We start from the raw sequence: 13,585 nt of genomic DNA on the forward strand, positions 1-13,585 counted from the left end.
CGCGCCGTACTTGCATCCCGCTGGGAGATCCCCCGGTATCCGGGTAACAGTATGATCACTGACGGTATCGGATCATGCGTGTCGGTTCGCGGTGAAAGGATGGTGGCGTGGAACGACTGCGCGATCACCTCCTCGAGACCGGCTACACCGTGGACGGCGTACGCGAGCGGCTGGGCGACGTCGCGGCGACCGCGCTCGCCCGCGAGGAGCTGGTCCCCGCCCTGCGCGCCACCGCCGGCGACGACCCGCTCGGCGCGCTGATCCGGCTCTGGTGGCTGGGCGTTCCCGTCGAGGCCGCGCGCCTGCCCGCGGCGGTGCTGGATCAGGTGCTGGAGTCGGGGCTGGTGAGCGCGGAGGATGACGAGGTCCGCGCCGAGGTGCACCTGCAGCCCTGGGAGAGCGACGGCTACGTGGTCTCCGACCGCAAGGTGCGCCCCGGCGACCCGGCGCTGCGTCCCGACCATGTGGTGGGCGCGGGCGGCGCGTCCGCCAACCTCGCCCAGCTCGTCACCCGCCGCCCCGCCGGCCGGGCGCTCGACCTCGGCACCGGCTGCGGCGTGCAGGTCGTCTCGCTGGCCGGCCGGGCCGGCCACGTGACCGCCACCGACGTCAACCCACGGGCGATCGAGCTGGCCCGGCTGAGCTGGCGGCTCTCGGGGATCTCCGGGGTGGACGCCCGCGTGGGCTCGCTGTTCGAGCCGGTCGAGGACGAGCGCTACGACCTGGTCGTGGCCAACCCGCCGTTCGTCATCTCGCCCGGCGGAACGCTGACCTACCGCGAGACGGGCGCGGCCGGTGACGCGTTCTGCCGCGACCTCGTACGGCGGACGCCGCGCCACCTCAGCCCCGGCGGCCAGGCCCACTTCCTGGCCAGCTGGCTGCACGTGGAGGGGGAGGACTGGCGCGACCGGGTGGGCGGCTGGCTGCGCGACGGCGGCTGCGACGCCTGGGTGGTGGAGCGCGACGTGCAGGACCCGGCCGAGTACGTCGAGCTGTGGCTGCGCGACGCCGCCCGGCAGGGCACCCCCGACTACGCCGAGCGCTACGACCGATGGCTCGCCTGGTTCGAGGAGCACAAGGTCGAGGCGATCGGCTTCGGCTGGATCAGCATGCGCAACTCCGGCACGCTCGACCCGGTGGTCCGCGTCGAGCGGCTCACCCACCGGGTGACCCTGCCGGTCGGCGACTACGTGGACGGCGTCCTCGACGCGATCGCGGCCGCCCACCGCGCCGGGGACCTCTCGGCGGCCCGGCTGCGCACCGCCGAAGGGCTGCTGGACGAGCGCGTCGGGCTGCCCGGCGCTGAGGACCCGATGCGCATCGTGCTGCGCCAGACCGCCGGGCTCCTGCGTACGCGCGAGGTCGGCACCGTGGAGGCCGCCCTGGCCGGCGTGTGCGACGGCGAGCTGGCGCTCGGCCCTCTGCTCAACGTCATCGCCGAGCTGGTCGGAGACGGCGCCGCGCCGCAGGCCGAGGCCATCCGCCCCCTCATCGCCGAGGGCTACTTCGTCCTTTGAACCCCGGGGTCCGATCCCCGGTTGATCGGGCGTTGATTGGTTGTTGACCCCGGTGGTCGAAGCTTCTGACAACGACGCGGCCCTGGGGGGTTCGAGGGACCGCGTCGGGTCCGGCCGGTCGCCGTTGTGAGGCGGCTAGCCGCCGCGCGGAGCATCCGGATGACCGGGCCCCCTGGCGACGCGCGGTGGTCAGGCGGCCGGCCGGGCCGCCGATCCACCTGTACGGACCACGGGGGTTCGTGACTCCCAAAGGACAGCCTTGGTGAACCATGTGTGGATGACACGTCTGGACGACGAGCTGTACTCAGGACTCGACGACCTTCTCCCCGACGGGGATGCCGGCGAGCAGGCTCCTGACGTCGTCGGCCTCAGGGGCGCCGAGCCGGGTGAAGAGGCCGAGGGCCTGACGTAGGCACTCGGCGCTCCGGGTGGCGCTGCCCAGCCCCTTGAGGGCGCGGCCCAGCACCGTCAGCGACAGCGCCTCCCCGTACGGATGCCCGATCTCCCGCGAGACGACCAGCGCCTGCTCGGCGTGGCGGACCGCGTCCTCGTAGCGCTCCGCGGCGATGAACGTCTCGGCCAGCCGCGAGCACACCCGCTGCTCCCACACCCGCTGCTTGCCCGCGCGGAAGAACGCCAGGCACTCGGCGTGGTGGTGGACGGCCTCGGCGAGCCGGCCCACGCGCGACAGCACGATGCCCAGGTGGTAGCGGGCCCTGGCGGTGCCGGCGCCGCTGCCGATCTCGGTGAACAGGGCCAGTCCCTTCTCCGCCGCCGCGATCGCGTCCTCCGCGCGGCCGAGGCCGAGGTGGTCGCGGGCCGAGTAGCTGTGCACCAGCGCCTCGCCGGCGGGCACGCCGTTCTCCCGGTAGAAGCGCATGGCCGCGTCGAACCAGGCCAGCGCCTCGGTGTGGCGGCGCTGCCGGCCCACCACGACCGCCAGCGCGTTGAGCACCTCACCGGTGACGATCTTCTCGTTCCGCGCGGCCGACAGCTCGTGCACCCGGGTGAACTGCTCCTCGGCCTCGGGCAGCCGGTTGCCGGCGAACATCACCCGGCCCAGGACGTACCGGGCGCGCAGCTCGCTGCCCTGGTCGCCCAGGCGGAGCGCGGTGGCCAGCACGGCGCGGGTGGCGTGGTCGAACTCGCGGGTGTGGGTGCCCGACTCCAGCAGTGGCTCCATGGCCACGAGCAGGTCGCCGGCGGGCAGCAGCTGGTCGCCGGCCCGGGCGGACGCGGCGGCCTGGTTGATCGAGGCGAACAGCGCGTCACCCTCGACGATCAGCCAGGCGACGGCCTCGTCGGCGGTGGAGAAGGCGCGCCCGCTGCCGACCACGACCAGGTTGTCGGAGATCATGCTGCCCTCGTAGGCGAGCCGGTGCGCCGACTGGGCCGAGGCCAGGTAGAAGCCGAGCAGGCGGCTGAGCGCCATGGTGCGCGCCTGCTGCCGTTCGGCCTTCTCCAGCTCCCTGCGGGCGAACAGCTTGAGCAGGTCGTGGTAGCGGTAGCGGCCGGGCGCGGGCGCCTCCACCAGGCTGGCGTCGACCAGCGACTCCAGCAGGTCCTCCGCCTCGAAGACGCTCATCGACAGCAGCGCGGCCGCGGCCCCGAGCGAGATGTCCGGCCCGGTGGGCAGCGACAGCAGCCGGAAGGCGCGCTGCTGGGCCGGGTCGAGCTGGCCGTAGCCCAGCGCGAACGTGGCCTCCACGGCCAGGTTGCCGACCCGCAGCTCGTCCAGCCGGCGCTGCTCGTCGGCCAGGCGGGGGACCAGCGAGGCCACGGTCCACGACGGGCGGGCGGCCAGCCGGGCCGCCACGATCCGCACCGCCAGCGGCAGGAAGCCGCAGACGGCCACCACGTCCATGGCGGCGCCGTGCTCGGCCGCCACCCGCTCGGGCCCGGCCACCGCGGCGAACAGCTGCAGAGCCTCGTCGGGCTCCATCACGTCCAGGTCCACCAGCTTGGCCGAGGGCAGGTCGGCGAGCTTGGACCGGCTGGTCACCAGCGCCGCGCAGCCCGGCGAGCCCGGCAGCAGCGGGCTCACCTGGTCGGCGTCGCGGGCGTTGTCGAGCAGCACCAGGATGCGCCGGTCGGCCAGGATCGACCGGTAGAGCGCGGCCCGGTCGGCCGGCGCCTCGGGGATCACGTCGGCGGGGATGCCCAGCGCGCGCAGGAACGAGCCCAGCGTCGAGGCCGGGTCGGCCGCCTCGTCGGTGTAGCCGCGCAGGTCGGCGTAGAGCTGGCCGTCGGGGAACAGGTGCCCGGTGGTGTGCGCCACGTGCACCGCCAGCGCGGTCTTGCCCACGCCGCCGATCCCGCAGATCGCCGCGACCGGCACGCCCTCGGCCGGTGACTGGGCCGACACCAGCGAGCGCAGCCGACCGGCGATCTCCTTGCGCCCGGTGAAGTCGTTCACCGCGGCCGGGAGCTGCGCGGGCCTGGGCAGGTCGGGCGCCGGCTCCTCCTCGGGCTCCTTCGCCTCCTCCTGCTCGGCCCTGGGAGGCGCGGACAGGCCCGGGTCGGCGGCCAGGATCCGCTGGTGCAGGGCCGTCAGCTCCTGCCCCGGCTCGACGCCCAGCTCGTGGACGAGCGCCTGGCGGGTCTCGGTGAAGACCGCCAGGGCGTCGCCCTGCCGACCGCACCGGTAGTAGGCGAGCATGAGCTGGGCCCGCAGCCGCTCGCGCAGCGGGTGGTCGGCCGTGAGCGCGACCAGCTCGGCCACCACCGAGGCGTGGTCGCCCAGCTCCAGGTCGAGGTCCATGAGCGTCTCGATGACGCCGAGCCGCCGCTCGACGAGCCGGTCGCGCTGGTGCTCGGCGAACGGGCCGACGGCCCCGGCCAGCGGCTCACCCTCGAACAGGGCGAGCCCGGCCCGCAGGCGCTCGGCGGCGACGGGCAGCCTGCCCGCGCGGCGGGCGGTCTCGGCCTCGGTCACGGACCGTTCGAACCGGGTCAGGTCGAGCGAGTCCGCCGGCAGCCGCAGCGCATAGCCCTTGCCGACGGAGGTCAGCAGCTCCGGGCGCGAGCGGGCGGGCCGCTCCGGCTCCAGCACCGTACGGAGGCGGGAGACGTAGGTGCGCAGCGCGCCCAGCGCGCGCGGCGGCGACTCCTCGCCCCAGACGGCGTCGATCATCTCGGCCGGGGTGACCGCCCGGCCTTCCCTGAGCAGCAGCATGCCGAGGATGGAGCGCTGCAACGGAGTGCCCAGGTCGAGCTCGTGTCCGTGGCGCCACGCACGGACCGGACCCAGCACGGCGAACCGCAGCCCGCTCTCGACGTCCTGACCAGCCATGCCGCCTGTCCCCACAGCAATGGATCGATTTGGTACCAAATGATAGATCCATCCTCAGCTCCGACCTAGGAAGGAGCCGATTCGGTGACCGTTCTGTTGATCCGGCATTGATTCCCCGTTGAGCGCCGCAGGCCACTCTCCAAGAGGTACGAGGTGTGGTCCGCGGGGGCGGCCACACCCGGAGCGCATATGAGCCGAGACGGCGAAGGCCCCGCCCTGGGGGGACAGGGCGGGGCCTTCGAGCTTCTCGGGGAGCTTGGCGGGATCGGGGTTTCGGCGGGGGTCAGACCAGGGCGGGGCGCTGGTCGGGCATGCTCAGGGACAGCTCCGTCAGGCCCAGGGCCAGGTGGTCCAGGCTGTCCTTGATCCACGGCAGGCGGAGAGGGTCGTCGCTGTCCAGCGCGGCCGTCCGCTGCTCGCTCGTCTCCCCGTACAGCAGGCTGACCGCGACGCGGACCCGGGCGGCCGCGGGGTCGTCGCCGAACGCGTGGCCGGGCAGCACGCCGATGCCGTACCTGTCGAGCAGCGTCCGCGCGACCTCCGCCGAACCGCTGAACCCCAGGTGGCCCAGGTCGGGGTAGAGGTAGAAGCCGCCCTGCGGGGCCGGCACGGACCCGCCGATCGCGACGAACCGGTCGCGGACCGCGCGCGCGACCGCGCCGTGCAGGCGGTTGCTGCGCGCGATGCGATCGGCGAGCTCGGGCGGGTCGGTGAAGGCGTACGCGGCCGCCTCCTGCACCGGCGCGGCCGGCGCCGACCAGATCTCGCTGGCCACGGCGAGCAGGCGCGCGCGCAGGTCGTCCGCGCCGTCGGGGAGCCTGGCCACGCCGATCCGCCAGCCGCCCAGGGCCAGGCTCTTGCTGAGCCCCGTGGTGACCAGCGTGCGCTCGGGCGCGAGGTCGGCCGGCGAGGTGTAAGCCAGGGCGGGATCGTGCAGCAGGTCGCGGTAGATCTCGTCGGAGATGATGTACAGGTCCAGCTCGCGGGCGACCTCCACCAGGCGGCCGATGGTCCGCCGCGGCGCGAGCAGCCCGGTGGGGTTGTCGGGCAGCGTCACCAGCACGGAGCGCACGGTCCTGCCCCGCGCGCGGGCGTCGCGCACGGCCTCGGCCACCCGGCCGGGGTCCGGCACGCCCCCTTCACCCGGGGGAGCGGGCACCAGGATCGGGCTGGAGCCGATCAGATCGGCCTGCGCGGCGTAGCTGACCCAGCTGGGCATGGGCAGGACGACGTCACCGCCGATCGCCAGCAGCAGCCCGTACAGCAGCGACTTGCTGCCGGGGCCGCAGACGACCAGTCCGGGGTCGGTTTCGAGCCCTCGCCGGGTCCAATAGCCCGCCGCCGCGGCGCGGAGCTCGGCTGTCCCGGCGACGGGGCCGTAGCCGTTGCGGTCGGAGGCGGCGACCAGCTTCCCGCGCAGCGCCGGGTGCACGGGCAGACCGGCCTCACCGAAGGCCAGGTTCAGCACGCGTTCGCCGGCGCGCCGTCTCCGCTCGATGTCCTCGTTCGCCGCCAGAGTGGCGGAGAGTGTCACTGCCATGTTTGTCACGTTCCCAGGGTGGTTGGATGAAGGCATCAGTACAAGCGAGGCTTGTTGTGGGTAGGCATAAGGAAGTCCGATGCTTGATTTGCGCCGCCTGATGTTGATCAGCGAGTTCGCCCGCCGGGGCAGCATCGCCGCGGCCGCCGAGTCCCTCGGCTACAGCCCGTCGGCGGTCTCCCAGCAGCTCGCGACGCTGGAACGGGAGACGGGCACCGCCCTCATCGACCGGACGGCGCGAAGTGCGGAACTGACCGACGCCGGTCGGCGGCTCGTGGCCCACGCGGAACGCATCCTTTCGATGGTCGAAGAGGCGGAATCGGACCTTTCGGCCCACGCGGGCAGCCCCGCCGGGCGTGTCGTCGTGACCGCCTTCCCCACAGCGGCGGTGGCATTCGCCCCGGCGCTCGCCCGCTCCCTCCGCCGCCACACCGAACTCACCCTCCGCCTGCGGCAGAGCAGGTCCGGCCGGGGAATGCGGGAGGTGCAGTCGGGCGAGGTGGACATCGCGCTGATCGACGACTGGTACGGGCGCGCCGCCGACAGCGACAACCTGCGCGTCTTCCCGCTGCTGTCCGACCCGCTCGTGCTCGTGGTGCCGCGCCGGCATCGGCTCGCCGACCCAGAGGTGCCGCTCGACCTGCGCGAACTGCGGGACGAGCCGTGGATGGCCACCCCGGACGGTGAGCCGTCCCGGCTGGCCACGGACCGGCTGCTGGTGGACGTCGGCGGCCCCAAGCCCGTCCCGTGGGAGTTCGAGGGCCTGGGGACCATCCTGTCCCTGGTCGCCAAGGGCATCGGCATCGCGGCCGTGCCCGCGCTCGCCCTCGCGGCCGGGGTGCGCGGGCTGGCGGTGCGCCGGTTCCCCGGCGACCCGGTGGGCCGCGAGGTGCTCGCGGTGGCCCGCGCCTCCAGCGTCAACCGGCCCTCGGTCTCGGTGACGCTGCGCGCCGTGCACGTCGCCGCCCGCCTGATCTCCGCCGACCTCGCCCCCGTACGCCTCGCGGCCCGGTAGCGTTCCTGGCCATGCCGCCCTCGTACGCGATCGAGCACCTGCTGCTGTCCCAGCCGAGCGTCCGCACGGTCGCGGGCGTGGACGAGGTGGGCCGGGGCGCCTGGGCCGGCCCGGTCACCGTGTGCGCCGTGGTGCCGGGCGACGGCGAGCCGCCCGGCCGGCTGACCGACTCCAAGCGGCTCTCCGCGGACAGGCGTGAGACCGTGGCGGCGGAGCTGCGGGCGTGGGCGGCGGGGGTCGGGTTCGGGGAGGCGTCCCACCTGGAGATCGACGAGCTGGGCATGACCGAGGCGCTGCGCCGGGCGGCCAGACGGGCCCTGGAGGCGCTCCCGGTCAGGCCGGACGCGGTCATCCTCGACGGCAAGCACGACTACATCGGCCCGCCCTGGCGGGTGCGGCTGGAGGTGCGGGGCGACGCGGCCAGCGTGTCGGTGGCCGCCGCGTCGGTCCTGGCCAAGGTGCGCAGGGACGCGTACATGGCCGGCCTCGGGTGCGCGGATCACGGGTGCGCGGGTCATGAGTGCGCGGGTCACGAGTTCGCGGAGTACGGGTTCGCGGAGAACGCTGGTTACCCGTCACCGCGGCACCAGGAGGCGCTGGCCAGGCTGGGCCCGACGCCCTGCCACCGGCTCTCCTGGTCCTATCTCGACGACCTGCCCGCGTGGCGGCACCTGAAGCGACACCGGGATCCGGCCGTGGGGGAAGGCCAGGTCAGCCTCTTCGGGTGACATCATCTGTGGGGTGCGCATCGGCGTCTTCCTCATCGCGGCCGGCTTCCCCGGCCGGGAGCCGGGGCGGGTCCTGGCGGACACCGTCGAGTTGATCGTGGCCGCGGAGCGGGCCGGGTTCGACGAGGCGTGGATCGCCGAGCACCACTTCATGTCCTACGGCCTGTGCCCGTCGCCCACCACGCTGGCCGCGGTCGCGGCCGGCAGGACCTCCCGCATCGGGCTCGGCACGGCGGTGAGCGTGCTGTCCACCCAGCACCCGATCGCGCTGGCCGAGCAGGCGGCCATGCTGCACCACCTGTCGGGCGGCCGGTTCACGCTGGGGGTCGGCAGGGGCGGCCCGTGGGTGGACGTGGAGGTGTTCGGCACCGGGCTGGCGCGGTTCGAGCGCGGCTTCCCCGAGTCGCTGGATCTGCTGGTCGCAGCCCTGTCGGGCGGCCCGGTCAAGGCCGAAGGGGAGTTCTTCGCGTTCCGCGAGGTGAGCGTGGTGCCGCCCGCGCGGATGCGGCCGGTCGTGGCCTGCACCTCCGCCGGCACCGCCGCGCTGGCGGCCGACCGGGGCCTGCCGATGCTGCTCGGCCTGCACGTCGGCGACGCGGAGAAGGCCGCCATGGTGCGCGGCTACGCCGTACGCGCCGGAGGGGCCGTACCCGGACACGTGGCGGCGGCGGTGGCGCACGTCGCCGACAGCACCGCGGAGGCGGTCGGGGAGCTGAGACGGGCGATGCCCGCCTGGCTGGAGCCGGGGCTCGCCGGTCACGTCGCGGTGGACGGCCGGCCGCGCCCGCCCAGGGACGTCGGCGCGTACGTGGACCTGCTGACCCGCATCCACCCGGTCGGCTCGGCCGGCCTGTGCGCCGAACGGCTGGCCCGCACGGCGCGGGAGACCGGCATCGAGCGGTTCCTGCTCATGGTCGAGGGCGCGGGGGACCCGGAGCGGGTGCTGGAGAACGTGCGGCGGCTGGGTGCGGAGGTGCTGCCCCGCCTCCGGTAGGCCACCCGCCCGCGGCGGGTGGCCGGGAGCGGAGCTAGCAGTCGACGAGCTCCGGCTTCTGGTTGAGGATCTGCGCCCGCGGCGTGACGAACTCGCGCAGGGCCTCGCCGGCGGAGGGCGCGAACACCGCCACCCGGTGGCAGTTCTGGAAGGCGAGCCGCACGCCGAAGTGGCGCTCCAGGGCGCCGCGCATGGCGTCGCTGGCCAGGCAGCGCAGGAGCTCCCCGCGCGCCTGCTCGTCCGGCGGCGGCACCTGGTTGTCCGCGAACTCGGCCCCGGACTCGTCTCGCTGCTCGACCAGCTCGCTGATCACCGACCAGGCGTAGGGCAGGGACTCGCGCACGCAGGCCACGAAGGCCGCGTCGTCGACGTCACCCGCGCGGGCCTGGTCGAGCAGATCGTTCGGAACGGTCAGCGACATGCTGTCTCCTTTCAAGAGAACATCGCCTTTCGACGCTAGGTGGTCATCCGGGAACCCTCCAGATGACCGGAGGGGGACAGTCGCGTGGGTCACGGGCCGTAGACGAACCCGGGGTCGATCTGTTCGGTCAGGTCGACGCCGGTCCTGGCGTTGGCCCACGCCCTGGCGTTGCGCAGGTGGAACTCGGCCGCCTGCCTGCCGAACCGCGCCCAGTCCTTCTCCTGCTCGTCGAGGCGCTTGAGCAGCACGGCGAGCGCGTCGGCGTTGCCGGGCTCCAGGTCGTCGAGGGCGAACCGGTGGCCCTGCTCCATCGCCCGTACGGCGGCGGAGTGCTCCATCCAGGTGAGGAGGTCGGGGCCGACGTGGGCGCGCAGGAACTCGACGTCGGACGGGCCGTGCACCTTGTTGCCGACGACGGCCAGGGCCACGCCGTAGTCGGCGGCGTGGTCGCGGTACTGCCGGTAGACGCCCACGCCCTGGCGGGTCGGCTCGGCGACCAGGAAGGTCAGGTCGAAGCGGGTGAACAGGCCGGAGGCGAACGAGTCGGAGCCGGCCGTCATGTCGACCACGACGTACTCGCCGGGGCCGTCGACCAGGTGGTTGAGCAGCAGCTCGACCGCGCCGACCTTGGAGTGGTAGCAGGCGACGCCGAGGTCGCCCTCCTCGAACGGCCCGGTGGCCATGAGCCGGATGCCCTCGGAGGTGGTGACCGCGTGCTCGTAGGCGGCGAGGTCGGGGAAGCGCAGCAGCCGGGAGCCGCGGCCGGGCGGGGTCGTCTTGACCATGACGTCGGCCGAGGGGATGCGCGGGTTGTCGCCGCGCAGCAGGTCCTTGATCTCGGCGAGGTGGGCGCCCAGCGGCTCGGGCGGCCGGTCGAGGCCGAGCACCAGCGCAAGGTGCTGGTTGATGTCGGCGTCGACGGCGACCACCGGGGCGCCCCGGCTCGCCAGGTGTCTCGCGAACAGCGCCGACAGCGTGGTCTTGCCGCTGCCTCCCTTGCCGACGAACGCCACTCTCACGGTTTGTCCCTCCTGATCACGATTATGAAAACCGTTTCCATTTCTGTGGCCCATCATGCCACAGCGGACGCGGGAGGGAAGGGGGAATCGCGGCCGTGTCCAGGCCCCTGAGATGCGGAAATAGTGTCAATAAGGTCGCGTTATCCCTCAATGCGCACACAACTGCTACGAAAACGTGTAACTTCCGCTGTGGTCCGGACGTCGGGGTGGTTCCGGCGCGACCGCTTTCACGGGGCGAAGGGGCAGGTCACGATGGCCCCATGCATGCGTCCATGGGGAGCGGGCAGCAAGGCAGCCGGGCCGAATCATGCCGGGAGTTGAGCATGGGCGAGGAGACAGCGCTACGCTGCCCGATCACCGCCGATCTTGCCCTGCTGCGCGAACACGTCCGCGCCTTCGCGGCGGCGGCGGGGCTCTCGGGCTCCCGGCTCGACGATCTGGTGATCGCGGTCAACGAGGCGGCCGACAACGTGCTCGAACACGGCGGCGGAGCCGGCACGCTCGACGCCCGCGCCGACGACCGGGGCATCTGGATCGACATCGAGGACTCGTCCGGCTCGCTGACGGCCGGCCACCTCTACCGTCAGGGAGCCGACCCGCCCCCCGCCGCCTCGCGCGGCTACGGCCTGTGGATCATCCGCAGGCTCTGCGACGAGGTCCTCGTCGAGCAGGCCGGTGACCGCTCCCTGCTGCGCATGAACATCCGCTTCCCCGCCCCGGACAAGACCGACGGCGACATCACGGGCCGCGCCGCCGACGCCCCGCCGGGCGCGTACCTGACCTGACCCTTCGCCATCCTTCGACGCGCTCGCGCCGCTCAGCCGCAGGTCTTGTCGAGAGTGACCGGGCCCTGCGGGGAGGTGGTCGTGGCCGGCGCGCTCCTGGCCTGGTTCGCGGGCCTGCGGGCCGGGGAGAGCGCCTCGGCCGCCTGGTGCCGGATGAACCGCCAGTCCGGATTGCTGGTGCTGATCAGCGGCGGGACGAAGTTGAGACTGCGGATCGGCTTGTCGCGCACCTTCTGCGCCAGCTCGACCAGCGCCGGGAGCAGGTCCTGGGGGACGTCCGTGGAGATCGCCCGCTTGGTGGCCGTGGCCAGGTTCTCGAAGCTGTTGAGCAGGGTGATCGGGTCGGCCTGCCTGGCCACCGCGTTGATCAGGCACTTCTGGCGGCCCATGCGCACGTAGTCGTCGCTGTCGGTGCGGGAGCGGCCGTACCAGAGCGCCTCCTCGCCGCTCAGCCGGCGGGTGCCCGCCTGCAGCAGGCCCTCGCGGTACTTGCCGTACACGATCGGCTCCTCGACGGTGATCCGCACGCCGCCCACGGCGTCGATCATCTCGGCGAAGCCATGCATGTCGATCATGGCGTAGTACCGGATCGGGATGCCGAGCACGCCGCCGACCGTCTGCTTGAGCAGGGCGGGGCCACGCTGCCTGTCCGGCACGCCCGGCACCACCTCGGGATGGTTCTCGGCGTACTGGAAGACCTCGTTGAGCAGGCCGGGGGAGTCCACGCCGTCGCCGGTGAAGCCGTACGGGAACCGGGCGCGGGCCGGGCCTGGCGGCATCGGCACCTCCTCCAGGTTGCGCGGCAGGCCGAGCAGCGTGGTCGCGCCCGTGGCGGTGTCCACGCTGGCCACGGTCATGCTGTCGGTGCGCACGCCGGGCCGGTTCGGCGCCGAGTCGGCCCCGACGAGCAGGAAGTTGACCCGCCGCGCGCCGCTCCACGGGTCCTCGGCCACGATCGGGCCTCCCAGGTTGCCGGCGAACAGGTGGTGCACCAGGTCGCGCGACACGTACGCGAGCCGCGCCGCGTACGCGGTCGGGGCCAGGACCAGCGCGCACAGCGCGACGGTGAGGCCGGCGGTGAGGGCACGCCCGGCCACGCCCGCCGCGGCGGGACGCACCAGCATGTAGGACCAGATGATCACGGTCGTCCAGGCGGTCGCGATGACGGCCAGGATGAGGGCAAGGCCGGTCATCCAGCCCGGCTGCACGGCCAGCGACAGCAGTTGGGTGCTGAACGCGGTGACCACGGTGAGGATCCCGGCGATCAGCAGGATCTGCACCGACATGAGAACGAACGCGGTGCGATGGCGATGCGTCGCCAGATGGGCGGTCCCCCACAGCAGGGCGGAGCCCAATGTCAGTCCGAGGCTCAGGCCGAGGCCGAAGCCGCGATTCCTACCAGTCATCCCTGGTCAAACCCCCCGCAGTGCGCAGATCCCACCAACGCTAATCCGGTCACCGGCTGATTCACCGTGTCGTGGGTCGAAGGCGAGTCAACATGAGCCAAGAGACTCTTTGCGTTATAACGTGAATGTGGGTAATCGACGTGGAAAGTACGGGTTAGATGCCCCCTGGGCGCTGGCCGGTCTCGTCCTCGGCGCGCTGCTCCTGCTCGCGCTCATGCTCGTCTCCTTCGCCTCCGACGTCGTCATGGCGGGCGTCGTCTTCCTCGCCGGCGCCTGCTACACGCTCGCCAGCGCCGCCAGCCACCTCCACACCAGCGTGCGCGGCAGGTTCGCCGTCTGGAAGGAGGAACTGGCCCGGCTCGACGGCCACGAGAACGTGCTCGACCTCGGCTGCGGGCGCGGCGCGGTGCTCCTGCTCGCCGCCGGACGGCTGACCTCCGGACACGCCACCGGCGTCCACGCGGGCCGCACCAGGGGCCGGTCCCGCTCCGACGAAGCCGTCACCCGCGCCAACGCCGCGGCCGAAGGCGTCCGCGACCGCGTCCACCAGATCACCGCCGACCTGCGCGACCTGCCCTTCGGCGACGAGGAGTTCGACGTCGTCCTGTCCGCCCTGGCCCTGCGCGACCTCCCCGGCGCCGCCGCCCGCGAACAGGCCGTGCGCGAGGCGTACCGGGTCGTCCGCCCCGGCGGCCTGCTCCTCGTCGCGGACCTCCAGCACACGCCCGCGTACGAGGCCGCGCTGCGCGGCCTCGGAGCCCGTGACGTACGCGCCCGCGACCTCGGCTGGCGGTACTGGTACGGCGGGCCATGGCGCCGGACCTGCATGGTCGAGGCGCGCAAACCCTAGGCGGGTTTGGCGGCTCGG

At 73.3% G+C, this 13,585-nt stretch carries 11 protein-coding genes; 6 read left to right on the top strand and 5 right to left on the bottom strand.

Annotated elements, in window-relative coordinates; translation table 11 throughout:
- Positions 1 to 107: 107 nt before the first annotated feature.
- A complete protein-coding gene (locus tag ACQEUU_RS03585; protein ID WP_433060207.1) occupies positions 108 to 1,517 on the top strand; it encodes a DUF7059 domain-containing protein in 1,410 nt (469 codons plus the stop codon).
- A gap of 304 nt (positions 1,518 to 1,821) precedes the next feature.
- Here the strand turns inward: ACQEUU_RS03585 and ACQEUU_RS03590 are convergent, their stop codons facing one another.
- Complete coding sequence (locus ACQEUU_RS03590) at positions 1,822 to 4,809, bottom strand: AfsR/SARP family transcriptional regulator (RefSeq protein WP_433060210.1); 2,988 nt, start codon at positions 4,807 to 4,809, stop codon at positions 1,822 to 1,824.
- Positions 4,810 to 5,092: 283 nt separating this feature from the next.
- Entirely contained in the window at positions 5,093 to 6,349 is a 1,257-nt protein-coding gene (locus tag ACQEUU_RS03595) for a pyridoxal phosphate-dependent aminotransferase (RefSeq protein ID WP_433060212.1), read from the bottom strand.
- 79 nt (positions 6,350 to 6,428) lie between these two features.
- On the opposite strand from ACQEUU_RS03595, the gene ACQEUU_RS03600 reads away from it, so the two are divergent.
- The 3 genes from ACQEUU_RS03600 to ACQEUU_RS03610 are packed head-to-tail and all read left to right on the top strand — an operon-like array spanning position 6,429 to position 9,086.
- Positions 6,429 to 7,364, top strand: coding sequence for a LysR family transcriptional regulator (locus ACQEUU_RS03600; protein ID WP_433060215.1), 936 nt, complete (start codon positions 6,429 to 6,431; stop codon positions 7,362 to 7,364).
- Between the two features lie 11 nt (positions 7,365 to 7,375).
- The gene (locus tag ACQEUU_RS03605) at positions 7,376 to 8,092 is read left to right on the top strand and encodes a ribonuclease HII (protein WP_433060218.1); all 717 of its coding nucleotides are present in this window, start codon (positions 7,376 to 7,378) and stop codon (positions 8,090 to 8,092) included.
- Positions 8,093 to 8,105: 13 nt separating this feature from the next.
- Positions 8,106 to 9,086 (top strand): LLM class flavin-dependent oxidoreductase, encoded by a 981-nt coding sequence (locus tag ACQEUU_RS03610; RefSeq protein WP_433060221.1) that lies wholly within the window; start codon positions 8,106 to 8,108, stop codon positions 9,084 to 9,086.
- A gap of 34 nt (positions 9,087 to 9,120) precedes the next feature.
- Here the strand turns inward: ACQEUU_RS03610 and ACQEUU_RS03615 are convergent, their stop codons facing one another.
- Positions 9,121 to 9,507, bottom strand: coding sequence for an SCO5389 family protein (locus tag ACQEUU_RS03615; protein WP_270159384.1), 387 nt, complete (start codon positions 9,505 to 9,507; stop codon positions 9,121 to 9,123).
- A gap of 89 nt (positions 9,508 to 9,596) precedes the next feature.
- The gene (locus ACQEUU_RS03620) at positions 9,597 to 10,526 is read right to left on the bottom strand and encodes an ATP-binding protein (protein WP_433060224.1); all 930 of its coding nucleotides are present in this window, start codon (positions 10,524 to 10,526) and stop codon (positions 9,597 to 9,599) included.
- Between the two features lie 323 nt (positions 10,527 to 10,849).
- On the opposite strand from ACQEUU_RS03620, the gene ACQEUU_RS03625 reads away from it, so the two are divergent.
- Complete coding sequence (locus tag ACQEUU_RS03625; protein ID WP_433060226.1) at positions 10,850 to 11,311, top strand: ATP-binding protein; 462 nt, start codon at positions 10,850 to 10,852, stop codon at positions 11,309 to 11,311.
- 32 nt (positions 11,312 to 11,343) lie between these two features.
- Here ACQEUU_RS03625 and ACQEUU_RS03630 read toward each other — a convergent pair whose 3' ends face one another.
- A complete protein-coding gene (locus ACQEUU_RS03630) occupies positions 11,344 to 12,597 on the bottom strand; it encodes an LCP family protein (RefSeq protein ID WP_433060229.1) in 1,254 nt (417 codons plus the stop codon).
- A 247-nt stretch (positions 12,598 to 12,844) separates the two neighbouring features.
- On the opposite strand from ACQEUU_RS03630, the gene ACQEUU_RS03635 reads away from it, so the two are divergent.
- The gene (locus tag ACQEUU_RS03635; protein WP_433060232.1) at positions 12,845 to 13,567 is read left to right on the top strand and encodes a class I SAM-dependent methyltransferase; all 723 of its coding nucleotides are present in this window, start codon (positions 12,845 to 12,847) and stop codon (positions 13,565 to 13,567) included.
- Positions 13,568 to 13,585: the final 18 nt, after the last annotated feature.

Source organism: Nonomuraea sp. CA-218870 (assembly GCF_050936535.1).
Taxonomy (GTDB): domain Bacteria; phylum Actinomycetota; class Actinomycetes; order Streptosporangiales; family Streptosporangiaceae; genus Nonomuraea; species Nonomuraea corallina.

Bases quoted from the DNA above. Each gene is read 5' to 3' on its own strand.
- ACQEUU_RS03590 (WP_433060210.1), bottom strand. From the start codon at position 4,809: ATGGCTGGTCAGGACGTCGAGAGCGGGCTGCGGTTCGCCGTGCTGGGT.
- ACQEUU_RS03595 (WP_433060212.1), bottom strand. From the start codon at position 6,349: ATGGCAGTGACACTCTCCGCCACTCTGGCGGCGAACGAGGACATCGAG.
- ACQEUU_RS03600 (WP_433060215.1), top strand. From the start codon at position 6,429: ATGCTTGATTTGCGCCGCCTGATGTTGATCAGCGAGTTCGCCCGCCGG.
- ACQEUU_RS03605 (WP_433060218.1), top strand. From the start codon at position 7,376: ATGCCGCCCTCGTACGCGATCGAGCACCTGCTGCTGTCCCAGCCGAGC.
- ACQEUU_RS03615 (WP_270159384.1), bottom strand. From the start codon at position 9,507: ATGTCGCTGACCGTTCCGAACGATCTGCTCGACCAGGCCCGCGCGGGT.
- ACQEUU_RS03625 (WP_433060226.1), top strand. From the start codon at position 10,850: ATGGGCGAGGAGACAGCGCTACGCTGCCCGATCACCGCCGATCTTGCC.
- ACQEUU_RS03630 (WP_433060229.1), bottom strand. From the start codon at position 12,597: ATGTCGGTGCAGATCCTGCTGATCGCCGGGATCCTCACCGTGGTCACC.